Below are 25,236 nucleotides of genomic sequence, written 5' to 3'. Positions count from 1 at the left end.
ACCTGTTGACGATGCTGCGCTACATTCTCAAACGTCTGATGTCGCTGGTCCTCAGCCTGGCCGTGGCTTCGGTTGTCATTTTTGCCGTAATCGAGGTTGCACCGGGTGATCCCGCGTCGTTCATGTTGGGCGTGAACGCACAAGCCGACACGCTTGCGGCACTGCGTACCGAGCTTGGTTTGGACGTGCCAAAAGCTCAGAGGTATCTAAATTGGGTTGGTGGAATGCTGGTCGGAGATTTCGGCACCTCTTACACTTATCGCACACCCGTCTCGCATATGATCGCTGACAGGCTTTGGGTGTCTTTGCCGCTTGCGCTTTATGCGCTGACCCTGTCCACGCTGATTGCGTTTCCAGCCGGGATCTACGCCGCTGCACGGCGCGGAAAGCCCGGTGATCTGGCGGTGATGGGGGCAACGCAATTGGGCATCGCGGTGCCCAATTTCTGGTTCGCCATGATGCTGGTGCTGATTTTTGCAATCAATCTGCGGTGGTTCAACGCAGGTGGCTTTGTAGGGTGGGACAACGGGTTCTGGGTCGGCCTGCATTCGCTAACCCTGCCTGCGGTTGCGTTGGCTCTACCACAAGCGGCCATTTTGGCGCGGGTCATGCGGTCATCCTTGCTTGATATTCTCGGCGAAGATTTCATGCGCACCGCCCGCGCAAAGGGATTGACCCGTCGTCAAACCCTTTGGCGGCACGGGGTTCGCAATGCGCTGATCCCTGTTTTGACCATCATCGGCTTGCAGTTTTCCTTCTTGCTGGCCGGATCGATCATTATCGAACAGGTGTTTTACCTGCCCGGCCTGGGGCGTCTGGTGTTTCAGGCGATCTCGGCCCGTGACCTGATTGTTGTCGAATCTGTCGTCATGTTGCTGGTCTTTGCCGTGATCACGGTGAACTTTCTGGTTGATCTGGCCTACGCTGCCGTAGACCCCCGACTGCGGAGCAGGACATGAACCGGAACCTGATCCTTGGTGCGGCGTTGTCCTCGTTGGTTTTGCTGGCCGCGTTGGTGTCGTTTCTATGGACACCCTATGATCACACCGCTCTGAATATCCCGGCCAAATTGCACCCTCCAAACCCACAGAACTGGTTAGGTACGGATCATTTCGGCCGCGATATGTTCTCGATGATTATGGTTGGTGCGCGAACGTCTATCGCGGTTGCGTTGGTGGCTGTCGGAATCGGCATGGCGCTGGGCGTTCCGCTGGGTCTGGCGGCAGCTGCGCGAAAGGGATCATGGCTGGACGAAGTGATCATGCGAGGCAATGATCTGGTCTTTGCATTCCCGTCCCTGGTCATCGCGATCCTAATCACGGCGGTTTTTGGTGCGGGTGCAATAAATGCGATCATCGCGATCGGCATTTTCAACATTCCTGTCTTTGCGCGCATCACACGAGGCGCCGCACTTTCCCTGTGGGAGCGCGAGTTTATTCTGGCCGCGCGCGTCGCTGGAAAGGGTGCCGCCCGTATCTCGGCTGAACATATTCTGCCCAATGTTGCCAACCTGTTGATCGTACAAGGCACGATCCAGTTCTCGCTGGGCATTCTGGCCGAGGCGGGCCTGTCCTATGTCGGACTGGGCGCGCAACCACCTACGCCAAGCTGGGGTCGTATGCTGGCCGACGCGCAGACGATGGTTAGTTTTGCCCCGCATTTGGCTCTGATTCCGGGCTTGGCGATCATCGTGACGGTGCTGGGGTTGAACTTGCTGGGGGATGGCTTGCGTGACTGGCTGGACCCAAGGATCAGGGTGGCCCGCGGATGAGCTTGCTTCAGATTGACAGCCTGTCGTTGAAAATCAACAACACGCCGATCCTTGATCAGGTCAGCCTGTCTATTGCGCCGGGCCAGATTGTTGCCGTGACCGGCGAAAGCGGGTCGGGCAAATCCATGACCGCATTGGCGGTGATGCAGCTTTTGCCGAACGGGGCCACGGCCAGCGGTTCGGTATGGCTGGAAGGTCAGGATGTTCTGACCTGCTCCGAGGCAGAGATGTGCACCCTGCGCGGGGCGAATGTTGGCATGGTGTTTCAGGAACCGATGACGGCGCTGAACCCGGTCAAGACCATCGGCGATCAGGTGATGGAAACCATTCTGATCCGCAAAGCCATGCCTTCCGCGAAGGCGCGGGAGCGCGCGCATCAGGTGCTGACCCGCGTTGGGATGCCGCCTGACCGCTTTCCATTATCGCGCTTCCCACACGAATTGTCGGGCGGGCAAAGACAGCGTGTTGTGATTGCCATGGCAATTGCCCTGCGGCCAAAGCTGCTGATAGCGGATGAACCCACAACGGCGCTGGACGTCACCACGCAGGCGCAGATCCTGCAACTGCTCAAGGATCTGGTTCGCGAATATGGCATGGGCCTTTTGATGATAACCCATGATTTGGCGGTGGTTGCCGATATGGCCGACGAAATCGTTGTCATGCGTCAGGGTAAAGTTGTCGAGACTGGTGAGACGCAGCACTTGCTGTATCATATGCAGCATCCTTATACCCGTATGTTGTTCGAAGCCTCTGGGCATCAAGTGACCTTGCCCGAACCTCCGCCGCAACGTGCCTTGCTTGAGGTATCGCAGGTCGTGCGCGAATACCGCCTGCCGCGAAAGCGCCTGTTTGATCGCGCCGAACATCATCGCGCCGTAGATAGGGTCAGTTTCACGCTTGATAAAGGCGAACGCCTTGGGCTTGTGGGTGAGTCCGGGTGTGGAAAATCGACCCTAACACGGGCAATATTGGGGCTTGAGGCTGTTCAGAGTGGTCAGATCCTGCTGGATGGTCAGCCGGTTTTCTCGGGGCACAAACCCAATTTGGCGGTGCGGCGAAAAATGCAGGTCGTGTTTCAGGATCCCTTTGGCAGTTTCAATCCGCGTCACCGTGTGTCGCGCCTGATCACCGAACCGTTTCACCTGCTGGATACGCCTGTGGCCGCATCCGAAAAACAGGATCGCATAGCCGAGATGCTGACAGCAGTGGGGCTTAACCCGGATGATGCGGGCAGGTATATCCACGAATTTTCCGGCGGGCAGCGGCAGCGCATTGCCATCGCCCGCGCATTGATCATCCGCCCCGAATTGATCCTGTTTGACGAGGCTGTTTCAGCACTAGATGTTTCGGTCAGGGCACAGATCCTTGATCTGTTGGCAGACCTGTGCGCGGCGTATGGTTTGACCTACCTGTTTATCAGCCACGACCTGAGCGTAGTTCGGACAATAACGGACCGGGTGATGGTCATGCGGGCAGGAAGGATTGTCGAACACGGCGAAACCGAACAGGTCTTTGCCGATCCGCAACATCCCTATACCCGTGAACTGATCGCAGCAGCACCGCGACTGCCGGACGTGGGGCCCTGGGTGGCGTAACTGATCCCAGTTTAGAGCCTAAAAAGGAGAATTTCATGACCAACGCCCTTTGGTTCGACCCAAATCTGATCCTGATCGGAGGCGAATGGCGTTCGGCGGCCTCTGGTCAGACGCTGGCACTGATCAACCCTTCGGACGGCTATGAACTCTGCCAGATCGCCCGTGGCGACGCAGAGGATATCGACGCGGCCGTGCAAGCCGCACACGCGGCGAGAACCGGAGAATGGGGTCGAATGACCGCCGTAGAGCGGGGACGCATCCTGTCGCGTCTGGGACAACTTGTGCTGGATCGGGTTGATGATCTGGCACATCTCGAGGCGCTGGATGTCGGTAAGCCTCTGACTCAGGCGCGCGCGGATGCGGTGGCATTGGCGCGGTATTGCGAGTTCTACGGTGGAGCAGCAGACAAGGTTATGGGTGAAACCATCCCCTATCTGGACGGCTATACGGTTTACACACTCAGGGAGCCGCATGGGGTGACGGGGCATATCGTGCCGTGGAACTATCCCATGCAAATCATCGGTCGATCTGTTGGCGCTGCGCTGGCGATGGGGAACGCTTGTGTGTTGAAACCCGCAGAGGAGGCTTGTTTGACCGCACTTGCCTTTGCCCATCTCGCGCTTGAAGCTGGATTGCCCGCGGGTGCGTTGAACGTGGTGCCAGGGCTGGGGGCCGAGGTCGGTGCGGCGTTGTCGGCGCATCCGGGTGTGCAACATGTTTCGTTCACCGGGTCGGTTGCAACCGGCGCTTTGGTGCAGCAAGCCGCAGGACGCAATGTTGTGCCAGTAACGCTGGAATTGGGCGGCAAGTCCCCACAGCTGGTGTTTGCCGATGCTGATCTGGATGCGGCGCTGCCGTTTCTTGTCAATGCAGGGATTCAAAATGCAGGGCAGACCTGTTCTGCCTCGTCGCGCATTCTGGTTCAGCGCGGGGTCTATGAGCAGGTGAAAACCCTGATGTCCGAGGCTTATGCGCATTTGACGGTCGGCCCTGCGCTGCAGGATTTGCGCGTTGGTCCGCTTATCTCGGACCGGCAGAAACAGATCGTCAGCGGGTTCATATCCAAAGGGGAGGATCTGACGATTGCAGCGACGGGCCAAATTGTTGAGAGCGCCCCACAAGGCGGTGCTTATGGGCGCCCCACGTTGTTCTGCGATGTGCCGCCCGAGCACAGTCTGGCGCGGGATGAAATCTTTGGTCCGGTGCAGGTTCTGATCCCGTTCGAAACCGAAGAACAGGCTCTAACTATAGCGAATGGAACCGAATATGGCCTTGTCGCCAGCGTCTGGAGCCGCGACGGAGCGCGCCAGATGCGGTTGGCAAAGCGTCTGCATTCGGGGCAGGTCTTTATCAACAATTACGGCGCGGGGGGCGGTGTTGAACTGCCCTTTGGCGGCGTTGGAAAATCCGGTCATGGCCGCGAAAAGGGCTTCGAAGCCCTGTTTGGATTTTCACAGTTGAAAACCGTCGCGGCCTATCATGGATAGCGTCAGACGATGACCTCGACGGACTCTTGCGCGCCGACGTCAAAGACGCGTTTGTAGCGCGCGATCTGATCTGCAGGGCCCATCGCCTTTTTGGGGTTGTCCGAGAGTTTGACCGTGGGGCGACCATTTGCGGATACGGCTTTGCAGACAAGTGAGAACGGAGCCAGCGCCTCGTTCGGCACGAGATCCCTGAAATCGTTGGTCAGCAAAGTGCCCCAGCCGAATGACACGTTGGTTTGGCCGGCAAACTGACCGTGCAACTCGCGAATTTTATCCACGTCCAGCCCATCCGAAAAAATGATCCGTTTCTGCATCGGGTCTTCGCCGCGCGAATTCCACCAGTCGATCGCAATCTCGGCCCCTGATGCGGGGTCGCCGCTGTCGATGCGGATACCGGTCCAACCTGCAAGCCAGTCGGGCGCGCGGTCCAGAAATCCTTTGGTGCCATAGGTGTCGGGCAGGATGATGCGCAGATTGCCCTCGTGTTCGTCGTGCCAATCGCTGAGAACATCGTAAGGGGCCTGCGCCAGTTCCTGATCGCTGTTGGCCAGCGCAGAATAGACCATGGGCAATTCATGTGCATTTGTGCCGATGGCTTCAACCTCGCGCCGCATGGCGATCAGGCAGTTCGACGTACCGGTGAAAGCGCTGCCCAGCCCTTCGATCATGGCCTGAACGCACCAATCCTGCCACAGAAAGGAATGCCGCCGTCTTGTACCAAAATCCGCGATACCCAGCCCGTCAATCTGGCGTAGCTGCTCGATCTTTTCCCAAACCCGGGTCATAGCGCGGGCATAAAGCACCTGAAGTTCGAACCGCCGCATGTCGTTTAGCACCGCACGCGAGCGCAGTTCCATCAGAACCGCCAGCGCGGGAATTTCCCACAACATGACCTCGTGCCATTTACCTTCAAAGGTCAGTTCGTACTGATCGCCCTTGCGCTCAAGATGGTAGGGCGGCAGGCGCAGATTTTCGAACCACTCCATGAAATCCGACCGGAACATCTGTCGCTTGCCATAGAATGTATTGCCCCGCAGCCACGTACTTTCCCCCCGGCTGAGGCTGAGCGAACGGATGTGATCCAGTTGCTCGCGCAGTTCGCCTTCGTCGATCAAATGGGCCAATGGCACATGATTCGACCGGTTTATCAGGGAAAAGGTGACATCTGTTTGGGGCTTATTTCGAAACACTGACTGGCACATCAGCAGTTTGTAGAAGTCAGTGTCGATCAAAGACCTGACAATCGGGTCGATCTTCCATTTATGATTGTAGACACGCGTTGCAATGTCGACCATGGGGACCTCCTGCCATTTCCGTTGTTAGACCAATCAGCATCGGAATTGGCAAGAGTCGCCAAAATGGTGACAATGACAAGGTCAGGTCACATTGACGGCAAATTACGAGTGCCCTTCACAGGTTAGTGAGGGGGTGGGGATGGGTAAAAAGGTTGAATGTGTTGAATGAGTCTGGAGTACGATTTTGACATCGTGGCGGTTGCCCAGGACGCGGTTGATCCTGAGCACGCCAAAACAGCGGTGACCGGAGCGCCTGCCGTGCGGGCGCAGTTCCGGAATGTAAAGACTGCGGATGCGTTGCGGGGGGCATCGCCGAAGATTCGCAGGATATTCATGGAATCCGGTTTCAGTCTTGAGACCGGAGACAGCGTCATGCCGCCCGGCTTCTATAAACCGGATCAGGCAACGGATCGCCAGCGCATATTGCAGAGGCTTTTTGCGAACATCAGGAACATGGGCGTCCAGGGTGAATATTGTGGCGAGTTCGATTTCTGGCAATTCCTGAATCATATCAGGACGGCGCAACCCGGTGACAACGTCACGCCGGTCGAATCACGCCCGGTGCCACATCCGGCGCACGAGGCCCCCAACCGCCAGTCGCTTGTAGGTCGGATTGGCTTTGCGCTGGGTTTGGCGGTCATTCTGTTTGTACTGCTGAAGTGGCTGGCCGCTCAGGGCACTACGCCCTAGGCGTTATTCCAGTACGACGCCAGCTGATTTCATCGCACCCTTGGCGGTGGCCAGTGAGCCGTCGAGGTTGATCGCCCGGCAGGCGGTTGTTCTGACAGTGACCTCAAAGCCCAGCCTGATTGCATCTAAGGCGGAAAAGTGCACGCAATAATCCGTGGCGAGGCCAACCAGCGTCAGTTTTTTGATCCCGCGCGTGTCCAGATACCCTTTTAATCCGGTTGGCGTTTTCTGATCGTTTTCAAAAAAGGCCGAATAGCTGTCGATGGCACTGCGAAAGCCTTTGCGCAGGATTAGATCCGCGTCAGTGCGCAGATCCCGGTGGAAATGCGCGCCGTCGCTGCCCTGAACACAATGGTCCGGCCACAAGACCTGTTGGCCATAATGCAACTCGGTCGTGTCAAAGGGTGATTTTCCGGGGTGGGAACTTGCAAAGGACGCGTGATCCGCCGGGTGCCAATCCTGTGTCAGGATTACCGCATCGAAATCATCCATCATTGCGTTGATCGGGGCTACAACGTCATCCCCGTCTGGAACGGCCAGCGCGCCGCCGGGGCAGAAATCATTCTGAACATCGATGACAAGCAGCGCATGGGTCATTGCGGCCTCCTTTGAATGATCTATCGGTATGGGTAGGGATGGCTGCCGTCAATGCGGTCTCTTGCGTCTTTGGCGCGCGCGCAGTAGATCGCGCGCATGTATACAATCGCTGCGCTTTATCATTTCACCCGGTTTCCGGATCCCGATGCCCTGCGTCCTGCTTTGCAGGACCTGTGTCGTGCTCATTCCGTCAAGGGAACGCTGTTGTTGGCAAAAGAAGGGATCAACGGCACGATCGCTGGACCGCGCGCGGGTATCGATGCGGTGATCGCCCATATCAAGGCTCTGCCGGGTTGCGCGGGGCTAGAGTGGAAAGAGGCGACCTCGGACCATCCGCCATTCGGCAAGATGAAGGTTCGCCTGAAGAAAGAGATCGTCACAATGGGCCAGCCCGATGTCGATCCTAGGGCCAGTGTCGGCCATTATGTCGAGCCGCAGGAGTGGAACGATCTGATCCGCTCTGACGACGTGGTGGTGATCGATACCCGCAATGACTACGAAGTGGCAATCGGTACATTCGAAGGCGCAATAGACCCTGAAACAGCCAGTTTCCGCGAGTTCCCGCAGTGGTGGGAACAGAACAAGGACCGGTTTCACAACAAGCGTGTCGCCATGTTCTGCACTGGCGGTATCCGCTGCGAGAAATCGACCAACTACCTGCTGGGGCAGGGGGTCGAGGACGTCTATCACCTCAAAGGCGGCATCTTGCGGTATCTCGAAGAAATGCCCGCCGATGACAGCACGTGGCAGGGCGAGTGCTTTGTCTTTGACAACCGTGTTTCGGTGGGTCACGGGCTGGTGGAAGGGCCGCATAACCTGTGCCATGGGTGTCGCCGCCCGATCCTTCCCGAAGATATGAAGCGCCCTGAATACGAGCACGGCGTCGCCTGTCACCAATGCGTGGGCGAAACGTCCGAACAGGACAAGGCCCGGTTTCGCGAACGGCAGAAACAGATATTGCTGGCGCGCCAGCGTGGGGCGGAGCATCTGGGGTCAGATTGATCAAATTCGCTTGCGGCTCCGCTCTGGAATCCTGATGATCCGCTTAAGCCGATACTCGGAGTGAGAATGCCCCGCGAACCCAAAACCTTGGAAGAATGGAAATCGACACTCTACGCGGCTTTGGGGCTGACAATCGCCAGTTTCCTGGCCTGGTATGGCCTGTCACGCCTGAGCGAGGCCGCCGCCGGGGACACTATTGGAACAATTGCAGCCATCGGGCTGGTGATCTGGATAGTCTCGCAGTCGTGGATCTATATGACGCAGGTGAAATCCCCCAAACGGCTTTTGTTCCTGATGGGCGTATCCTTCATTCAGGTTGTGCCGTTCCTGTTCGCCGCCGTCTATGGCGCGTTCGGCTATAACGACAATTGCGTTGTCGGGGCCAGTGGGCCAGGGGATGTCCTGTATTTCTCGTACGTCACCTTCACCACGGTCGGCTACGGCGATATGTCCCCCACCGGGCTGTGCCGGGGGCTGGCCGTGTCCGAGGCGGTGACGGGCTATATCCTGCTGGGCATGTTTGTTGCCGCCGCAGTCGCGCTTTATGCGCGCAATCACGCGAAATAGACTCTGATAAGGGCGTTACTTGTTCCTGTCGATCCATTGCGACATCAACAGTTTGTCGCGAAAGCACTCTGACGGGATCGGGCGGCGTTTGCTGCGAGAAATCCGCTCAGCAAAGGCAACCTGCTTGCCGGTTGGATAATTGGCAAAGGGGGACGGGTCTTGCGGTTTGTGCGCAGAAATCCAATCTGACAACGACTTTCGATCCCGTTGCGCCTCGACCGGGATTTCCATCGCGGATCTTTCAGCAATTGCACGGGCATATCGCATTTGCCGGTCAGTTACCGGCAGCAGGTGATAGTCGTTGCTGGGTGCATCGAACCAGCTTTGACGGGCAGCGTTGGTCATAGCTCGAAAACCTCCGTTCCACTTGAGAACAAATATAGAACATTTTAGGAACTTTTTCAAGATTTCTGCTGGCAAAGACGCTTTGCGCGCCTTTGATGCTTAGCCTGTCCCGCCGTCATTCGACAATTTGCTGCGTGTTTTCACGCGTTACGCTCTCAATCAAAGAATCAACGCGTCACGTTTCAAGACACATTGATTCACATCCTTGCGCGCATTGGGGGCAATGGCGGTGTTCCGCTTTGATCAGAGTAGGAACCGGCAAGCAGCGATACGTTACCGACATTTTGCGTCGGGAACAGAGTATCAGCGGCGCGCCACCTATGGCTGACTTCGTCCAAGGCGCTAGGTTGGCACATCGGAGAATGACAATGAAAACCCACGCACAGGCCGTCGTGATCGGAGGGGGGCTTGTCGGGTGCTCGATCCTCTACCATCTGGCCAAACTCGGCTGGACTGACGTGATTTTGCTGGAGAGGGATGAGCTGACAAGCGGGTCAACTTGGCACGCGGCGGCCGGTATCCACGGGCTGCATGACAACAACAACATTACCCGCATCCAGCATTATACGATGAACCTGTATAAAGAGCTGGAGAAAGAAACCGGGCAGGGTTGCGGCGTGTTCCAGCCCGGATCGCTGTACCTGGCACAGACCGAGGACCGCGAACATCAACTGCGCCTGCAAGAGGCGAAAGCTAAATTTTATGGTCTGAACTTCTATGAGATCAGCCGTGAACAGGCGATGGAACTGCATCCTCTGGCACAATTCGATGATGTCCGCTGCATCATGTTTGAGCCTGATGGCGGCAACGTTGATCCGTCGGGCGTGACCCACGCTTACGCCGCTGGCGCGCGCGCGATGGGTGCCTCGATTGAGCGGTTTTGCCCAGTGTTAGGGACTGAACAACAACCTGACGGATCGTGGATCGTGCGCACTGAAAAGGGCGATATTCATGCACAGTGGGTTGTGAATGCCGCCGGCCTCTGGGGCCGCGAGGTTGCCGCTATGGCGGGGATCGAACTGCCTTTGCAGCCCACCGAGCATCAGTATTTCGTCACCGACTCTATCGACGAGGTCGCAGCGCTGGGCCACCGTCTGCCGTCAATTGCCGACCGGGATGGCGAATATTACTTCCGTCAGGAAGGCAACGGGTTGCTGATCGGGGCCTACGAGAAAGACATGCGGTTTTGGGCTGAGAACGGCACACCGCTCGATTTCGCCCATGACCTGTTCCCCGACGATCTGGACCGGATCATGGAAAACGTCATCCGCGCCACTGAACGCGTTCCCGTCGCCGCCACCGCAGGCGTGAAACGGGTTATTAACGGCCCAATGATCTGGTCGCCGGATTCCAACGCGCTTTGGGGGCCGGTTCCTGAACTAAAGAACTATTTCTGTTGCACCGGCATCATTCCGGGTTTCTCGCAATCGGGCGGTCTGGGGCTGCTTTCGGCGCAGTGGATGATCGAGGGTGAGCCGCAATACGATATGTTCGCCTGGGATCTGGCCCGCTTTGGGGACTGGGCAGACAAGGCATTTACCAAGGCGCGAGTCGAGGATGTCTATACCCATCGCTTCGCCATTCACTTCCCCAACGAAGAACGCAGCGCCGGACGCCCTGCGCGCATCCGCCCGGCTTATCAGATGCAAAAGGATTTGGGCTGCGTCTTTGGCTTGAATTGCGGCTGGGAACATCCCCTGTGGTTTGCAGACCAGCCCGGAGCGAAAGAAACCAACGGCTTCACGCGTCAAAACTGGTGGCAGCCGGTGGGCCAAGAGGTTCAGATTCTGCGCGATAATGTAGGTGTCATCGATATCTCGAACTTTGCCAACTATGTGATCAAAGGGCCGGGTGCCTATGACTGGTTGGACAAGCTGGTCGCGAACCGTGTGCCGCGCGAGGTTGGACGATCCTGCTTGACTCCGCTGATTTCTGTCCGCGGTGGGGTGGCCGGAGATTTCACCATCACCAAAACCGGCGAAGACACGTACATGATGATCGGATCAGGCATGGCCGAGCGCTATCACCAGCGGTTCTTCAACATGGTCGATTTGCCCGAGGGCACGACTTTTGAGGTCGCGACTGACCGCATCGCGGGCTTCAACGTTGCTGGTCCAAAATCCCGGGATCTCTTGCAACGTTTGACCAATGCTGACCTGTCGAACGAAGCCTTCCGCTTTATGCGCTCAGCGACAATCGAGGTTGGCGGCGTGACCTGCCTTGCCGTCCGCGTCAGCTTTACCGGCGATTTGGGCTGGGAACTTCACTGCGCGGAAGAAGATCAATTCAGGCTCTATTCAACGCTTTTAGAGGCTGCGCGCGACTTTGGCGGTGGTCCGGTTGGCGGTCGTGCACTTGGGTCTTTGCGAATTGAAAAGGGCTACGGCTCGTGGGGTCGCGAATATTCACAGGAATACTGGCCGCAAGAGGTTGGGCTGGAACGGTTGATCAAGCTGGACAAAGAGTTTCTGAACAAGGACGCCTATCTTTCGATCAAAGACAATCCCGCGCGCGAAGTGTTGTCGGTCTTTGAAGTTGAAGCCACTGACGCGGACGCGTCAGGTGGTGAGCCGATCTTTACCCCAGATGGAAAATCGGTCGGGCGTGTTACATCCGGGGCTTACGGATACTCAGTCGGCAAATCTCTTGCCATCGGCTATGTGGATCCGCAGGTTGCCGCACCGGGTGACAGCGTTGAAATCTTCATTCTTGGCAAGCCGCACAGCGCGATAATCTTATCCGAGCCACCTTTTGACCCAGCTGGTCATCGGTTGCGCGACAGCCAACCTGCAACGCGTGAGCCTGCGGAATGACCAGCACCTTCAACCGCGTCGCAATGTTTGCCCTGGGCACTTCTGCCGATCAAATACCTGCCAGCACCAAAGAGGCAGCGGCTTTGATGATGCTGGATACGATGGGCGTTCTGATTGGTGCGGGTCCGATGGAGGCGGGCGTGATCGCGCGGGACACTGCAGCCCTGTTATATGCCAGCTCTTCTGCCGATCACAGCGCGCGGATGTTGTTCGATGGTCGCAAAGTCAGTCTGGCGGGTGCAGCCTATGCGGCGGCGACCCAAACCGACAATCTAGACGCACATGATGGCTATAACCCGACCAAAGGGCATATCGGTGTGGTCGTCATCCCCGCGCTCCTTGCGCTGGCCGAGCAATGCCCGGAACTGACTGGCCCTGACGCGTTGGCTGCTGTGGTTGTCGGTTACGAAATCGCTGGGCGCGCGGGCTTGGCTTTGCACGCATCGGTCAGTGACTACCACACCTCGGGGGCGTGGAACGCGCTGGGCGTTGCGGCGATGGCGGCCCGTTTGCGTGGCCACGAAACTGATCAGCTGCGCCAATCGTTTGGGATTGCGGAATATCACGGTCCGCGCAGCCAGATGATGCGCGAGATCGCTCATCCAACCATGCTTCATGATGGTTCTGGCTGGGGCGCAATGGTGGGTATTTCGGCGGCCATTCTGGCCGAACAAGGTTTCACGGGCGCGCCTGCCCTGACGGTCGAAGAGGATATCGCTGCCCCCTTCTGGGCGGATCTGGGCAACTTTTGGCAGATGGAGCATCAATATATCAAACCCTACCCGATCTGTCGTTGGGCACATGCGGCCATCGATGGTGTCCGCCAACTGATGCTGCAGCACGATCTGAGCCACGATCAGATCGCTGCAATTCACATCAATAGCTTCCATGAGGCAGCCTGTCTGTATTCCGGGGTCCCGAAGACAACATCGCAAGCGCAGTATTCTCTGCACTTTGCCGTCGCAGTGCAGACTGTTCACGGCCGGATTGGCGTCGAACATATATCCGGCCCCGGCTTAAAAGACACCGCGGTCGCGGAGTTTTTGACCCGGATCGCTGTGGTCGAAACTGACCAACACAATCAGCGATTCCCGCAGGGCCGTTCGGCGGATGTCGTGATCCAAACGACGGATGGCCGGGTGCTGGAATCAGGTGACGTTCACGCGCGAGGTGGCCCCGAAGCTCCGATGAACAGGCAGGCCATCATCGACAAATTCATGCAGTTTTCCACCCCAACTCTTGGCCACGCAAGAGCGTCCAGTATCCGGGACGGTATTTTAGATCTTGTACGATCCGGTACACGGTTCTCGGATTTGCAGCCTTTGCTTTTTGACCCGCCCTGAGGTGAATCTGTGTAATTTCTAAAAAATCAGTCTCTAAAACGGGTCATTTTCAAACAGATGTTTGAACGCCGCCAGTACAACATGTTTGCTACGGAGACATCTCTCGACCGGCGTTGTCCATCAAATCTACAATCAGATCGCGCGCATTGGAGCTGTCCTCAAGCAACGTCCGCGCATCCGCTAATGGCTTTCCGGGAGATCGGGCGATCGGTTGAGACAGGGAGAGGCTGATCCGCCGCAGATTCGCAAATTTGCCTATTGGAATATCCTCGGGCAAGTCGTTCCGCTCTGCCAGCCAGAAGTATCGTTGCGCCTTCTCCGCTTCTCCCAGATCGCTCAGAATCTCTGCGGCTTGCGCGTAGTCACCAGCTTGGATCAGGGCCGACACCCTCAATTGCTGCGCGGGTATGGATATGTCATCCGACAGTTCCAGCAGAGCCTGACGCGGCCGCCCCTCCATCAGCGCCGCGCTTGCCCGCAAATGTGCACGGCTTTGCCTGTTCGCTTTGTCCAGAGGACGGTCGGCCAGCGCGTAGGCACGCGCGTTGAAACCAAGCTCCCCTAGGCGCTTTGACATCGAGATAGCAGTATCTAACTCAAGCTTTTCCTGAAGGGTCGGCGCCATTTTTGTCGCATGAAACAGAAAAGTTATGTCATCTGCCAGTTCTGCCAGCACCCGTACGACCTGATCATGGGTTCTGAGCCAGTCTTTATCGATTGGTGCCGCGTGGATAACTTCCATTGCCTCATCGAAGCGCTGGTTCAGCGCAAGAGCGAGCGCATGGGTACGCGCCATCATCGGGCCGCGCTGAGACCGGCGCATCTCGACGGAATAAGCTGCTGCGAGATCGACCTCTCGTTGCGAGACGCCTTCCCGTCGGGACCAGCGTTGTTCAACCAGCCGCGCGAGGGCCAGAGCGGCCTCTTCATCCGCATCAGCAGAGTAAGCTAGGTCAGTCAGCAACTTTTCGGTCTGAACAGCATCCCCTTCAGCATCGGAGATTTGCGCTTGTACAAGCGTCAACGAGGGACCGTCCCGTTCTTCAATGCGCTGCACAGCGCGCAGGATACGCCTTGATGCTTCAAGCTCGTCAGAGTCGACCAGCGTTGCCGCCAATGCGGGTCCGAAATGCCGCCTCAGATGCTGGGGAAGGCGGGCAAATGCTTGCTCAATTGCATTCAGATCGGCGTCGGGTTGCAGTGTCTTTTCGATCAGCACGGCCCAAAGCGCCGCGATGCCATCGCACCGTTGCGCCCCTGAAAATGGGTTGGGGTAGGCTACCGGGAGATTATCCATAGCCTCGGCGATCGCCGAGATACGCCGTGTTTCGGTCGTCTGTGCGGGTAACAGACGCAAAGCTTGACCGGCTTCTGCACCAAACCCGTAGTAAGTATAGAGCTTGGCAAGCGCGACAGAGCGCCCCGGGTCAACGCGGTCAAATTCCTGAAACAACCCGCGGCGTAGCTGCGCTAACTGATGCGGGAATGGGTGTTCTCCGGCCCATGTCTCAAAACTCAGTTCTGCATCTGCGATACATTTCGGTTGCCGGAAAATTTGCGGGTCGGTTGTCGCACCTGCCGCGCGCACCTCACCAAGAATGGAGGACACATGCAGGTTTCTGGCCAAATCAGCGGGAACCTTCACCGGGCCCACAGTTGTGGATTGTCTGGGGCCCGGGGTTGAAAGCTGCAGATCGACAACATCCCGGTCCGCCCCCTGCAGGACCCGCGACATGAGCAAAGACTCCAGTCTGTTGCGGTTCAATTCCAGCAGAGGCAAGGGAAGAATATGTGCCGGGCTTGTGGCAGCGGGTTGACGGTCAGGCCGTCGCTGCGGAAGCCAGATCGGCGCGCCGAGATCGATCTGGCGCGTCGGTTTGAATTCGCCGGGGGCAATGTCGATCACGACCATTGATTCCCGATGTAGGAAAGCGGTCGCAACGCAGTCGCAGCCGAAGGTAAGGTCCAGAGCGGATCCAGGTTCCGCTTGGGACACAGCGGTCAACCGGTTGTCGGACAAGCGATCAAATACGGCGCTGGTTTCAAAAACGGCATCCCTCAGAGCGATATTCAGCCTAGCGCCTTTGACCCGCTGGTGCAGGCTCCATCTGACCCCTTTCGGGATTTGGACGACCAACCGGGTATAGTCTCCATGCTCGCCCGAGCGGACCCGAAGACTCTGTGCGACCACATCTTTCGCAACCGTGATCAGGAAACACGACAGCACCAAAGCCCGGATCATGCCGCCGCCTGCTTGATTTCCTTCAGCGCTTCCTCGAGCGCTGAAAATCCTGGGCGGTTGTGGGTGGGCGTGTTTTGACGGCCAACCTCAATGCACATGGCCGCATTGTGGTTGTGTAGATTGGCGACGAGAACCTCTTTGATCAGCTGATAAAAATGATTGTCTTCCTCGACCACCGCTTTCAGCTTTCCCGCAAACGGGCCGACTAAACCGTAGGCCAGAAACACCCCCAGAAAAGTGCCGACCAATGCGCCACCGATCAGCTTCCCAAGCACTTCCGGAGGCTGATCGATAGATCCCATCGTCTTGATCACACCCAAAACCGCAGCCACAATCCCTAGGGCGGGTAAGCCGTCAGCGACGGTCTGCAGCGCGTGGCTTGAATGCATGGCGTGGTGAAAGTTCGCTTCCATCCGCTTTTCCAGCACCTCTTCGACCTGATGTGGGTCATCGTAGTTCATCGCGGCAGAGCGCAACGTGTCGCAAATCAGATCCACAGCCTCTTTGTCGGACTGGATTTTGGGATAGGCCGAGAACAGGGCCGACGCCTCGGGATCTTCGACATGCTGTTCCAGCTCAACCGGGTTCGACCGAGCGATCCGGATCAGGGAAAACAGCAGGCACAGCAGGTCGCGATAGTCTTCGGGCTTCCATTTCGGCCCTTTGAAAACCTTGCCGATATCCTTGGCAGTGTGTTTGACGGCGCTCATGTCGTTGCTGATCAGAAACGCGCCGATGGCTGCGCCGCCGATCATCATCATCTCGAACGGGAGCGATTTCATTATAATGGTCATCTTGCCACCGGCAGCAAGATAGCCGCCAAAAACCATGACAAAGATACAGGCGATTCCGACAAGTCCGATCATGGGTGGCCTCCGGTGGCTAGCGGGTTAGGGTCGAAAATCATCAGTCTCACTCCTGCGGCGCGCCGGCGTTGCGCCCGGCCATCACGACGCTGACGGTATACGCGGCCTCGGGGCTGAGGCCCGCCATGACCTGTGCCGCAGCATCGGGGGGCATCCGCGACAGAAAACCGGCGGCAAAAACCGGATCCATAGTTTCGAACAGTGCCGAGGCGTCTTTGGGTTTCATATTCTGATAGACGTCGGTCAGTTGTGTCAGATCGTTCTCGGCGGCCGTTTCGGCGATCACCAACGTTTCTCTCAGCGAGGTTTCGGCCTGCTGCAAAGCAGCCAGGCGCGATTCGATCGCCCGTTCGGCAACATCTATCGCCCTTTCCATATCCCGAACCTTATCTTCCCGCGCGTCCAGCTCTTCCTTTCGCTGCAGCAATTCTGACAACAAAACCCGCATTTCTTCTTTATTAGAGCCGTTGGTTTGATCCGGGGACTGGATTTCGTCTGATTCAATTCCGCGCGCCAGTGCCGGTCCGGCCTCGAACCCAAGGCGCAGCGCAGCCGAGCCGATCATAAGCAGGGATATGACGGTTAGAACGCCACCGCGCGGGCGGGACATCGGGGTAACGGGCGCAACGCGTTTCATGTTGCGGCCTCACCATTGGGGCGGGCGTGGCGTAGGAACATTACGCCCTCGGGTGGTTTGGTGGGTGTTTCATCCAAGTGTTCGGCGTCTTGCGAATCGATCTCGTTCGCATCTTCTTCGGCCATGGGAATTTCCGGTTCGACCTTCGGCAAATCTGCCTCAGGCTGAATTGCGGCCTCGGTGTCTGACGGAGCCAAATCATGCATGGACGCCATCATCAGTTCCAGCCGCTGAGCAACCGCTTCAGCCCTTTGCGTCAGGTCCCGAAGATCCTGGCCAGACTGGTCAGACGCAGCCCGGGCAGAGTCCAAAGACTGTTTCAGTTCGTCAGCCTGTGATGACAGCACCGCAACCGCGCCGCCCACACCTTTTTCGAGGTCCGTGAACCGCTTCAGCCGTCGCGCCAGAACAAAGCAGTAAAAGCCCGCCCCGAGCGCACCTGCCACAAGCAGAATATCCGCGATCAATTCCAACCTAACCTCCTAGTTCAACACAAATTCCGACACCAGAACGTCCCGCACCCGGCCTTCGCCAACCACGATTTCGATGCGCCGCAGCAGATGCCCGCGAAGGCGCACCAATGCGAGCGAATCCTCAAGGTCCGACAGTTCGACCGCGCGCAGATAGCTGTTCAGGACATCCATGATTCGGGGCTGCATCTTTTCCACATCGGCGGTGTGTTCGGCATTCACCTCAAGCTGAGCGTGGAATTTCAGATGCCGCGAATCGCCTGCATTGACGGAAACGATCACTGCAGGCAGATCGACAAATCCAATTTCGGGCAAATCCATGACGGCCTTGTTTTCATCACCCTTTTCCGCTGCCAGCGGGGCCTTCTGACCGCCGATTGGCAACATGCCCGACCGAGTTGCGAAATACCCCCCTGCCGCGCCGGCAAATGCCAGAATCACCCACAGAACCAAGGCCTTTTTCCCCGACTTTACAGGAACCTCTGCTGTATCTGCCGTTGCTTCGGTCATCACGTCCTCATCTCTGATTTCGGCATCCGTCATAACCCGACAGGGACTAACCGATTGTTAAGGGCAATCGTTCAAACAAGGGCTGAGCCGCACAGAATGTCGGTGAGTCGGAGGTGAGCGTGCAGCAGATCAGAACTGTCTGGGCAAGTTTGGACAGGCGTAAACAAATCGTGGTTGCCGGTGCGGCGGTAGCGGTGTTTCTGGGTATTCTGGCCATGTCCCGGTTAGCGACGGCCCCGACCATGACACTGCTTTATGCAGGCTTGGAAAGCGGCGCTGCGGGCGACATTGTGCGGGCGCTGGACCAGCGCGGTGTCGCTTATGAAATCCGGGGCGGGTCGATCTATGTTCCCAGCGGCCAGCGGGACGAGTTGCGGATGACACTGGCCAGCGAAGGTCTGCCTGCAAATGGCAATCGTGGATATGAGTTGCTGGATACGCTCAGCGGGTTTGGCACCACTTCGCAGATGTTCGATGCCGCGTATTGGCGGGCCAAAGAAGGAGAGCTGGCGCGGACCATTGTCGGAAGCCCATATGTCAGTCAGGCGCGGGTCCATATCGCCAACAGCTCGGCTAATCCGTTCCAGCGCAGCGTCGCTCCGACCGCCTCGGTTTACGTGGTGCCATCTGGTGCTCAGGTCACCGGTGATCAGGCCAAGGCGATCCGGTTTCTGGTCGCCTCTGCCGTCAGTGGGCTTGCGCCTGAGAACGTTGCAGTGATCGACTCGAGCGGCGCAGTAATTGGCGCACAAGACAGCCCCGCTGCAGCGGCTACGGCCGATGACAAGGCGCGTCAGCTTCGCGAACGCGTTCTGCGATTGGTTGAGGCGCGGGTCGGGGCAGGCAACGCGGTGGTTGAGGTCAGCGTGGATACGGTTACGGAAACCGAATCGATCCGCGAGCGTCGCTTTGATCCGAACGGCCGCGTTGCGATCAGTACCGATACGGAAGAACGGTCTGATAGCGCGCGCAACCTGTCTGCTGATGTGACCGTGGCGTCCAACCTGCCCGATGGGGATGGGGCTGGCGGGGATGAATCGAACTCGACCGCCACGCAAACCCGTGAGCGGGTGAACTATGAAGTCTCGGAAACCGAACTTGAAATACATCGTACGCCGGGTGCGATCAAACGGCTGACCGTGGCGGTGCTGGTGAATGGAGAGCGTTCGGTGGAAGAGGATGGCACAGCGACCTTTGTGCCCATGCCGCAGGCCGAGCTGGACGCTCTGGAAGAACTGGTTGCATCCGCAGTGGGTTATGACGCGGAACGGGGTGACGTGATTACGTTAAAATCGCTGGATCTGCCGGTTGTCGAGCCGCAGGGAACGCTGGCATCGGCCTCGATCTGGCAGCAGGTTCATCTGGATGCCATGTCTTTGATACAAATGGCAGCTTTGGCTTTGGTCTCGCTTGTTCTGGGTCTGTTTGTGATCCGCCCGATTTTGGCGAAATCGGAGGCTGCCCCGGCATTGCTGCCCGCTACTGCACCAGTAACTGACGATACGGCATCGGTACTGGTGGGTGAAGTTGCAAACGGTGAGGCTGCAGAGTTCACGCCGCTGTCCGATCCGGCGCAGCAAAACGTCCCGGCGCTTCCAGGAAATTCCGGCACAGATGCGGTTGAGCGTCTGCGTTCAATGATTGGCGACAAGCAGGAGGAAACCGTCGAAATCCTGCGAAGCTGGCTTGAGGAAAGCGAGGAGAAGGTGTGATGTCGATTGCCCATCTTCTTGAAGATTTTACCAAAAGCAGTACGGGCTCGGGGTTTCATCTGCTGGATGACGACGCCCTGGAAGAACAACGCCTGCAGTCATTCGAGCGCGGCTATGGGGCAGGTTGGGAAGACGCCGTGGTGGCGCAACAACAGGGGCAGGCGCAGTTGAGCGCGGATCTGTCCGCCACTTTGTCGGATCTGTCCTTTACCTATCAAGAGGCGCTGACCCGTATGTCCCTGTCGCTGCAGCCGATGTTTCAGAGCCTGACCCAAGCGATTTTGCCAGGGATACTGGATAAGGGATTTGCGGCCCGGGTGATCGAACAGTTGTGCGAAATGGCGCAGGACCAGATCGGTCAGCCCATGCAGCTGATCGTGCCATCGGGAACCGCCGACAGCATCAGACCTTTGCTGCCGCCCGAGCTTTCCGCCCCGGTACAGGTGGTCGAGGATGCGTCGTTGCATACCGGTCAGGCACGTCTGCAGGTCGGAATCGCCCGGCGCAAGGTGGATTGCAGCGCATTGCTGGATGCGGTCAGCACGGCCTTTGATGCGTATATCTTTGAAGCGAAAGAGGCTTTGTCCAATGAATGACTCTCAGACCCAGCAGGCAGAAAAACCAAACCCGTTCGAAGCTGTCCCGATCGAAATAACCGTATCGGTCGGGCGGGCGCGACCACTGATCCGCGATCTGTTGAACATGGGCGAAAACGCGGTTCTGACGCTGGACAAACGGGTTGAGGACCCGGTTGACCTTTACGTCGGAGACCATTTGGTCGCGCGCGGGATGCTTGAAGAGACCGAGGGCGATCAGCCCGGGCAGCTTGTCGTACGCCTGACCGAAATCTCTGACCTGAGAAACGGGATCGGATGATGCGCCCGCTCATCCTGCTGGTGATCCTGTTGCTCGCACCGTCCATAGCATCGGCGCAGGAGCTGTCCTTGTCGCTGGGTGAGGGCGGTTCGATCTCGGCACGATCCATTCAGTTGATCCTGCTGATCACGGTGCTGAGCCTTGCGCCGGGGCTGGCCATCATGATCACCTGTTTTCCGTTCCTGATCACGGTGTTCGCCATCCTGCGTCAGGGCATCGGGTTGCAGCAATCCCCGCCTAACATGCTCATCGTCAGTCTGGCGCTGTTTCTGACCTATTTCATCATGGAGCCTGTGTTTTCCGAGGCCTGGGTCACCGGCATCCGCCCCATGATCGACGAAGCCCTCGATGTGGAGCCCGCGCTGGAGCGTGCCCTGATCCCGTTTCGCGCATTCATGGCTGCGCGATTGGATGCCGACACATTTCAGGCGATGGCGGCGCTGCGTCCAGGCGGTGCTGATCTTGCGTTAAAGCCCGAAGCGCCCTTGTCTGTGCTGATGCCGTCTTTCATGCTGTCGGAAATTGCGCGGGCCTTTCAGATCGGATTTCTTATCTTTCTGCCGTTTCTGATCATCGATCTGGTGGTTGCAGCCGTTCTGATGTCGATGGGCATGATGATGGTTCCACCTGCCACCGTGGCTCTGCCGTTCAAGCTGGCGTTTTTCGTGATCGCCGACGGCTGGACCCTGATCGCTAGCGCGCTAGTGCGCAGCTATGTGCCCTGACGCCCTACTGCCGCGTGATTTGCAGTCGGGCACGCAAGCCTTGTTCGCCACCTTCAAAGCTCAGCGTGCCGCCATGCTGTTCCGCCACGGTCGACGCAATTGTCAGGCCAAGGCCATAGCCATCCGATGAGCCTGTGTTTGAGCCGCGTCGAAAGGGTATCAGTAAGGCCTCGATATCGGCGGCGGTCAGATCGTTGCCCTTGTCTTCGATGATGATGGTCGCAGTCTGGGCATCGGTTTCCAGGGCAACCTCGGCGTGCCGTCCATATTTCAGCGCGTTGTCGATCAGGTTGGTCAGGGCCCGTTTCAGGGAAATGGGGCGCGCCATTACAAGAATGCGCCTTGTTTCCGGCAGCGACCCGTGTCCGCGCCGGGACATGAAAACCGATGGCGCGCCTTCTACTGCGACCGGCGCGATCTGACGAAGGGTCACGGGCAGGTCCATGTCCTGATAGTCGGCCACCAGCGCTTCGACCAGCGATGTCAGGGATATCTGCCTGGGCTCCTCAACACTCAGTTCCGAGCGTGTATAGGTGAGAACGCTTTCGATCATCCCGGTCATCTGGTCTACATCCGCCTCAAGCTTTTCGCGCAGTTCGGCGTTGGGGATCAGCGCGGCCCGCAGGCGCACGCGCGTGGCAGGAGTCCCCAGATCATGGCTGACACCGGAAAGAACAATGGCGCGTTTTTCCAGTTGCGCGCGTTCGGCATCGAGATGACCGTTAACCGCCGACACGATCTCTTGCAATTCTGTCGGGCCTTCGGCGTCATAACTGTCAGGCCCGCCTCGGCGTTTGCGGTCGCGCAAGGCCTGCGCAAAGCGCGTCAACGTATCCGATACGTTGCCAACCGAGGTCAGGATGACCGCCAGCATGACAATTGCAGCAAGGATGGCGGGCAGGCGGAGGTCGGCGGGCTTTGCTCTGCAGCCCCAGATCGGAGTGCCATCGACTTGCTGCCATGGCCCACGCCCGAAGCGTGCAATCAGGATCGGCTCGCTGCAATAGTTTGCGAGCAGCCGGGTTAGATTGCCCATCTTCTCGGGTCCGGTCTGATCTATCCCTGAAACGATCCCCGACACAGGATAGACCAGGCGGTCAGACATCACGGCCAGTGTCAGTTCCCGCCCGCCAAGGGGCGCGGAACTGTCGGTCAGGATCGACAGGTTGGTGACAAAGCTGCGGTCTGAATACCCTGGAAGCTGCTGAAACAGTCCTGCATCGGCCAGCCTCGCGGCATCGGGGTCCAATGGCGTGATTGTAGTGTCGTCAGGCGGTGCCTTGCCAATGCGCAATTCCTCATAGACGGCAAAGCCCGAGACATAGGCGCGGGTCAAAAACTGATCCCATGCGCGGGCCGAGGCAAACCAAAGGCCTGCGGCAAGGAGTCCCGTGCCAAAAGCGGCCAGTGTCCACAACCACCCCAGACTGCGTAGGCGCAGCGTCATGCGTCCTCTTCCACCGACACATCGGCGGCAAAGATATAGCCGACGCCGCGTTCAGTGCGCAGCATTTGCGGGTCTTTCGGGTTGGTTTCGATCTTCGAGCGCAGGCGACCGACCAGCATGTCGATGGCACGCCCCTGCGCTTCGGGCTTATCGCTTGCGCCGGTGACATCCAGCGCTGCGGCAATCTCGTCCCGTGTCAGCGGAATATGCGGGTTGGCTAACAGCACCTTAAGCAATGCGCTTTCCCGTTGCGACAGCGACACAAGGTATCCCTCAGGCGAAAACACCTCGTCCCGTTTGCCGTCATAACACCAGCCGTCAAAGCGAAAGCTGCGGGTCCTGCGGCGATAGGTCAGCGAGGGTGTGCGCCGGGCGCGTTGCATCACCGCCCGGACACGCGCCAGCAGCAGTTGCGGGTTGAACGGTTTGGCGATGTAGTCATCCGCACCAACCTCGTACCCGGCCATGCGCTGATGATCCGCCGACAGAGCTGAGACAAGGATGATTGGCACATCTTGTTCGCTGCGCAAGCTGGCACATATATCGACCCCGTTTTCGTCGCCCAGCATGACGTCCAGCAGGATCAGGTCGATGCGGCCCGCGGACAGATGCGCCCGAATCTCGCGTTCCGAACTGGCAGGCAGCGCAATAAAGCCGTTTTGTTGCAGGAACTGGGTCATCATTGACCGCATGTCCAGGTCGTCATCGACAACCAACAGGCGCGGAATGGTCACGCTTATCCTCCCCGGTTCCCCTTTGCGCTGCCGTCAATTGTAACGAACGGCAACAGATTCAAGGCCAACGTAACATGGCGTAACAAAAGCAGTGAAAAATTCCGCCCCAGCCCGAGTTTCCACCGGATTGTACATTGCAAGATCGCGATCTGTGGCGGGTAATAACGCGCATCGCTGCCGGTTCGGCGGCACAAAGTTTCTGGGAGGATACCAATATGAAACGTTTTACCCTGTCTGCAGTTTCAACATTGGCCGTGGTGGCGGGCACCTCGGTCGTTGCTGAACCGCAGGCCGAAGTTCTGCACTGGTGGACATCGGGCGGCGAGGCCAAATCGGTTGCAGTTCTGCAGGAAGAGTTCGCTTCGAACGGCGGCACCTGGACTGATATGCCGGTTGCCGGTGGCGGCGGCGATGCGGCGATGACTGCATTACGTGCCCGGGTTCTGGCTGGAAACGCGCCGACGGCCGTTCAGTTGAAAGGCCCCGCGATTCAGGAATGGTATGAAGAAGGTGTTCTGGCCGATATTTCGAACGTGGCCGAGGCGGAAGGCTGGGCTGATGTCCTGCCGGCGTCGATCGCGGATCACATGAAGTGTGAAGGCACTTGGTGTGCCGCACCGGTGAATGTCCACCGTATCGACTGGATCTGGGCGAATGCCGACGTTCTTGCAGCCAACGGTATCGAAATGCCCACCACCTGGGATGAGTTCAATGCCGCCGCCGAGAAGCTGCAGGCTGTGGGTGTGATCCCGCTGGCCCATGGCGGTCAGGCATGGCAGGACGCGACCGTGTTCGAAGCCGTGGCTCTGGGTCTGGGTGGCCCCGAGTTCTTCCAGAAGGCGTTTGTCGAGCTGGACCCCGAGGCGCTGACCTCGGACACGATGGTGCAGGTTTTTGACCAGATGCGTACCCTGCGCGGATATGTTGACGAAAACTTCTCGGGCCGTGACTGGAACCTTGCCACCGCCATGGTGATGAATGGTGAAGCGGCGTTCCAGATTATGGGTGACTGGGCCAAGGGTGAATTCCTGGCCGCAGGCAAAAAGCCCGGCGAGGATTTTCTGTGTGCCTCAACCCCCGGCGACGGTTATCTCTATAACGTCGACAGCTTTGCCATGTTCGAAGTGGAAGGCGACGACAATCGCGCCGGTCAGGAACTGTTGGCCAAACTGATCGTTGCGCCGAACTTCCAGGAGGTTTTCAACCTCAACAAAGGCTCGATCCCGGCGCGGACCGATGTGGCCTTGGATAAGTTCGACATCTGCGCCCAAATCTCGGCCGAAGATATGGGTTCAACCTCGGCTGGCGGTTCGCTGCTGCCGTCCTACGCCCATGGCATGGCGCTACGTGGGTCGCAGGCCGGAGCGATCACCGATGTTGTGACCGCGCATTTCAACTCGGATATGTCCTCGGCTGACGCGGTTCAGCAACTGGCGGACGCGGTGGCAAACAGCTACTGATCCAACCCGCTCTGCCCCCTTTGATGCGGGGCAGAGCATCTTTCCCCGGAGG

General features: G+C 58.1%; 24 protein-coding genes. 14 read left to right on the top strand and 10 right to left on the bottom strand.

Translation table 11 applies throughout. The features are described from left to right. Positions 1-11: 11 nt before the first annotated feature. From ACR0FG_RS05150 to ACR0FG_RS05135, 4 genes are read left to right on the top strand one after another with little or no spacing between them, the layout of a single operon-like run. Entirely contained in the window at positions 12-959 is a 948-nt protein-coding gene (locus tag ACR0FG_RS05150; RefSeq protein WP_480890809.1) for an ABC transporter permease, read from the top strand. Continuing rightward, on the top strand, positions 956-1,771 hold the full coding sequence (locus ACR0FG_RS05145; protein ID WP_480890806.1) for an ABC transporter permease: 816 nt from the start codon (positions 956-958) through the stop codon (positions 1,769-1,771). The genes ACR0FG_RS05150 and ACR0FG_RS05145 overlap by 4 nt, the downstream gene beginning before the upstream one ends. Further along, positions 1,768-3,366, top strand: a complete 1,599-nt coding sequence (locus ACR0FG_RS05140) for an ABC transporter ATP-binding protein (RefSeq protein WP_480890803.1) — start codon at positions 1,768-1,770, stop codon at positions 3,364-3,366. The genes ACR0FG_RS05145 and ACR0FG_RS05140 overlap by 4 nt, the downstream gene beginning before the upstream one ends. 35 nt (positions 3,367-3,401) lie before the next feature. After that, positions 3,402-4,853, top strand: a complete 1,452-nt coding sequence (locus ACR0FG_RS05135; RefSeq protein WP_480890801.1) for an aldehyde dehydrogenase family protein — start codon at positions 3,402-3,404, stop codon at positions 4,851-4,853. Positions 4,854-4,855: 2 nt separating this feature from the next. Here the strand turns inward: ACR0FG_RS05135 and pncB are convergent, their stop codons facing one another. Further along, a complete protein-coding gene (gene pncB / locus ACR0FG_RS05130) occupies positions 4,856-6,148 on the bottom strand; it encodes a nicotinate phosphoribosyltransferase (protein WP_480890799.1) in 1,293 nt (430 codons plus the stop codon). A 165-nt stretch (positions 6,149-6,313) separates the two neighbouring features. Between pncB and ACR0FG_RS05125 the strand changes: the two genes are divergently transcribed. Beyond that, positions 6,314-6,838, top strand: coding sequence for a hypothetical protein (locus ACR0FG_RS05125; RefSeq protein ID WP_170712373.1), 525 nt, complete (start codon positions 6,314-6,316; stop codon positions 6,836-6,838). A 3-nt stretch (positions 6,839-6,841) separates the two neighbouring features. Here ACR0FG_RS05125 and pncA read toward each other — a convergent pair whose 3' ends face one another. Continuing rightward, positions 6,842-7,435 (bottom strand): bifunctional nicotinamidase/pyrazinamidase, encoded by a 594-nt coding sequence (gene pncA / locus ACR0FG_RS05120; RefSeq protein ID WP_480890797.1) that lies wholly within the window; start codon positions 7,433-7,435, stop codon positions 6,842-6,844. Positions 7,436-7,531: 96 nt separating this feature from the next. Between pncA and trhO the strand changes: the two genes are divergently transcribed. After that, positions 7,532-8,437, top strand: a complete 906-nt coding sequence (gene trhO, locus ACR0FG_RS05115; RefSeq protein WP_480890794.1) for an oxygen-dependent tRNA uridine(34) hydroxylase TrhO — start codon at positions 7,532-7,534, stop codon at positions 8,435-8,437. 66 nt (positions 8,438-8,503) lie between these two features. After that, a complete protein-coding gene (locus ACR0FG_RS05110; protein ID WP_480890791.1) occupies positions 8,504-9,004 on the top strand; it encodes a potassium channel family protein in 501 nt (166 codons plus the stop codon). Positions 9,005-9,019: 15 nt separating this feature from the next. Here ACR0FG_RS05110 and ACR0FG_RS05105 read toward each other — a convergent pair whose 3' ends face one another. Further along, positions 9,020-9,349 carry a hypothetical protein gene (locus tag ACR0FG_RS05105; RefSeq protein ID WP_170712380.1) on the bottom strand — a complete coding sequence of 110 codons (330 nt, stop codon included), beginning with the start codon at positions 9,347-9,349 and terminating at the stop codon, positions 9,020-9,022. A gap of 368 nt (positions 9,350-9,717) precedes the next feature. Here ACR0FG_RS05105 and ACR0FG_RS05100 point away from each other — a divergent pair, with 368 nt between their 5' ends. After that, a complete protein-coding gene (locus tag ACR0FG_RS05100; RefSeq protein ID WP_480890789.1) occupies positions 9,718-12,162 on the top strand; it encodes a GcvT family protein in 2,445 nt (814 codons plus the stop codon). Next, complete coding sequence (locus ACR0FG_RS05095; protein WP_480890786.1) at positions 12,159-13,505, top strand: MmgE/PrpD family protein; 1,347 nt, start codon at positions 12,159-12,161, stop codon at positions 13,503-13,505. Before ACR0FG_RS05100 ends, ACR0FG_RS05095 begins: the two co-directional genes overlap by 4 nt. An 88-nt stretch (positions 13,506-13,593) precedes the next feature. Here the strand turns inward: ACR0FG_RS05095 and ACR0FG_RS05090 are convergent, their stop codons facing one another. Genes ACR0FG_RS05090 through ACR0FG_RS05070 form a run of 5 tightly spaced genes read right to left on the bottom strand, consistent with a single transcriptional unit; the run spans position 13,594 to position 18,230 of the window. Further along, positions 13,594-15,747: a hypothetical protein gene (locus ACR0FG_RS05090; RefSeq protein ID WP_480890783.1), complete on the bottom strand. Its 2,154-nt coding sequence runs from the start codon at positions 15,745-15,747 to the stop codon at positions 13,594-13,596. Beyond that, entirely contained in the window at positions 15,744-16,613 is an 870-nt protein-coding gene (gene motA / locus ACR0FG_RS05085; RefSeq protein ID WP_480890781.1) for a flagellar motor stator protein MotA, read from the bottom strand. The genes ACR0FG_RS05090 and motA overlap by 4 nt, the downstream gene beginning before the upstream one ends. A 46-nt stretch (positions 16,614-16,659) precedes the next feature. Then, entirely contained in the window at positions 16,660-17,250 is a 591-nt protein-coding gene (locus ACR0FG_RS05080; protein WP_480890779.1) for a MotE family protein, read from the bottom strand. Next, positions 17,247-17,723 (bottom strand): hypothetical protein, encoded by a 477-nt coding sequence (locus ACR0FG_RS05075; RefSeq protein ID WP_480890776.1) that lies wholly within the window; start codon positions 17,721-17,723, stop codon positions 17,247-17,249. Before ACR0FG_RS05075 ends, ACR0FG_RS05080 begins: the two co-directional genes overlap by 4 nt. 9 nt (positions 17,724-17,732) lie before the next feature. Next, positions 17,733-18,230, bottom strand: coding sequence for a flagellar basal body-associated FliL family protein (locus tag ACR0FG_RS05070; RefSeq protein ID WP_480890774.1), 498 nt, complete (start codon positions 18,228-18,230; stop codon positions 17,733-17,735). 119 nt (positions 18,231-18,349) lie between these two features. Between ACR0FG_RS05070 and fliF the strand changes: the two genes are divergently transcribed. From fliF to fliP, 4 genes are read left to right on the top strand one after another with little or no spacing between them, the layout of a single operon-like run. Further along, on the top strand, positions 18,350-19,942 hold the full coding sequence (gene fliF, locus ACR0FG_RS05065) for a flagellar basal-body MS-ring/collar protein FliF (RefSeq protein ID WP_480890772.1): 1,593 nt from the start codon (positions 18,350-18,352) through the stop codon (positions 19,940-19,942). Continuing rightward, positions 19,942-20,538 (top strand): ABC transporter ATP-binding protein, encoded by a 597-nt coding sequence (locus ACR0FG_RS05060; protein WP_480890770.1) that lies wholly within the window; start codon positions 19,942-19,944, stop codon positions 20,536-20,538. Before fliF ends, ACR0FG_RS05060 begins: the two co-directional genes overlap by 1 nt. Then, a complete protein-coding gene (locus tag ACR0FG_RS05055; protein WP_480890767.1) occupies positions 20,531-20,818 on the top strand; it encodes a FliM/FliN family flagellar motor switch protein in 288 nt (95 codons plus the stop codon). The genes ACR0FG_RS05060 and ACR0FG_RS05055 overlap by 8 nt, the downstream gene beginning before the upstream one ends. Next, a complete protein-coding gene (gene fliP, locus ACR0FG_RS05050) occupies positions 20,815-21,543 on the top strand; it encodes a flagellar type III secretion system pore protein FliP (RefSeq protein WP_480890765.1) in 729 nt (242 codons plus the stop codon). The genes ACR0FG_RS05055 and fliP overlap by 4 nt, the downstream gene beginning before the upstream one ends. 4 nt (positions 21,544-21,547) lie before the next feature. Here the strand turns inward: fliP and ACR0FG_RS05045 are convergent, their stop codons facing one another. After that, entirely contained in the window at positions 21,548-22,990 is a 1,443-nt protein-coding gene (locus tag ACR0FG_RS05045) for a sensor histidine kinase (RefSeq protein WP_480890763.1), read from the bottom strand. Then, a complete protein-coding gene (locus tag ACR0FG_RS05040; RefSeq protein WP_170712404.1) occupies positions 22,987-23,724 on the bottom strand; it encodes a response regulator transcription factor in 738 nt (245 codons plus the stop codon). The genes ACR0FG_RS05045 and ACR0FG_RS05040 overlap by 4 nt, the downstream gene beginning before the upstream one ends. Before the next feature lie 215 nt (positions 23,725-23,939). Between ACR0FG_RS05040 and ACR0FG_RS05035 the strand changes: the two genes are divergently transcribed. After that, positions 23,940-25,184: an ABC transporter substrate-binding protein gene (locus tag ACR0FG_RS05035; RefSeq protein ID WP_480890761.1), complete on the top strand. Its 1,245-nt coding sequence runs from the start codon at positions 23,940-23,942 to the stop codon at positions 25,182-25,184. The last annotated feature ends 52 nt before the right edge of the window (positions 25,185-25,236 follow it).

The sequence above is a fragment of the Ruegeria sp. E1 genome, assembly GCF_056534225.1.
This window is presented reverse-complemented; position numbering and strand designations above follow the sequence as displayed.

Excerpts from the sequence above, each read along its gene's own strand:
- ACR0FG_RS05125 (WP_170712373.1), top strand. The coding sequence starts at position 6,314 with ATGAGTCTGGAGTACGATTTTGACATCGTGGCGGTTGCCCAGGACGCG.
- ACR0FG_RS05135 (WP_480890801.1), top strand. The coding sequence starts at position 3,402 with ATGACCAACGCCCTTTGGTTCGACCCAAATCTGATCCTGATCGGAGGC.
- ACR0FG_RS05150 (WP_480890809.1), top strand. The coding sequence starts at position 12 with ATGCTGCGCTACATTCTCAAACGTCTGATGTCGCTGGTCCTCAGCCTG.
- ACR0FG_RS05035 (WP_480890761.1), top strand. The coding sequence starts at position 23,940 with ATGAAACGTTTTACCCTGTCTGCAGTTTCAACATTGGCCGTGGTGGCG.
- pncB (WP_480890799.1), bottom strand. The coding sequence starts at position 6,148 with ATGGTCGACATTGCAACGCGTGTCTACAATCATAAATGGAAGATCGAC.
- ACR0FG_RS05145 (WP_480890806.1), top strand. The coding sequence starts at position 956 with ATGAACCGGAACCTGATCCTTGGTGCGGCGTTGTCCTCGTTGGTTTTG.
- motA (WP_480890781.1), bottom strand. The coding sequence starts at position 16,613 with ATGATCGGACTTGTCGGAATCGCCTGTATCTTTGTCATGGTTTTTGGC.
- trhO (WP_480890794.1), top strand. The coding sequence starts at position 7,532 with ATGTATACAATCGCTGCGCTTTATCATTTCACCCGGTTTCCGGATCCC.
- ACR0FG_RS05110 (WP_480890791.1), top strand. The coding sequence starts at position 8,504 with ATGCCCCGCGAACCCAAAACCTTGGAAGAATGGAAATCGACACTCTAC.
- ACR0FG_RS05095 (WP_480890786.1), top strand. The coding sequence starts at position 12,159 with ATGACCAGCACCTTCAACCGCGTCGCAATGTTTGCCCTGGGCACTTCT.
- ACR0FG_RS05090 (WP_480890783.1), bottom strand. The coding sequence starts at position 15,747 with ATGATCCGGGCTTTGGTGCTGTCGTGTTTCCTGATCACGGTTGCGAAA.
- ACR0FG_RS05080 (WP_480890779.1), bottom strand. The coding sequence starts at position 17,250 with ATGAAACGCGTTGCGCCCGTTACCCCGATGTCCCGCCCGCGCGGTGGC.
- ACR0FG_RS05060 (WP_480890770.1), top strand. The coding sequence starts at position 19,942 with ATGTCGATTGCCCATCTTCTTGAAGATTTTACCAAAAGCAGTACGGGC.
- pncA (WP_480890797.1), bottom strand. The coding sequence starts at position 7,435 with ATGACCCATGCGCTGCTTGTCATCGATGTTCAGAATGATTTCTGCCCC.
- ACR0FG_RS05105 (WP_170712380.1), bottom strand. The coding sequence starts at position 9,349 with ATGACCAACGCTGCCCGTCAAAGCTGGTTCGATGCACCCAGCAACGAC.
- ACR0FG_RS05070 (WP_480890774.1), bottom strand. The coding sequence starts at position 18,230 with ATGACCGAAGCAACGGCAGATACAGCAGAGGTTCCTGTAAAGTCGGGG.
- ACR0FG_RS05055 (WP_480890767.1), top strand. The coding sequence starts at position 20,531 with ATGAATGACTCTCAGACCCAGCAGGCAGAAAAACCAAACCCGTTCGAA.
- ACR0FG_RS05100 (WP_480890789.1), top strand. The coding sequence starts at position 9,718 with ATGAAAACCCACGCACAGGCCGTCGTGATCGGAGGGGGGCTTGTCGGG.
- fliP (WP_480890765.1), top strand. The coding sequence starts at position 20,815 with ATGATGCGCCCGCTCATCCTGCTGGTGATCCTGTTGCTCGCACCGTCC.
- ACR0FG_RS05045 (WP_480890763.1), bottom strand. The coding sequence starts at position 22,990 with ATGACGCTGCGCCTACGCAGTCTGGGGTGGTTGTGGACACTGGCCGCT.
- ACR0FG_RS05140 (WP_480890803.1), top strand. The coding sequence starts at position 1,768 with ATGAGCTTGCTTCAGATTGACAGCCTGTCGTTGAAAATCAACAACACG.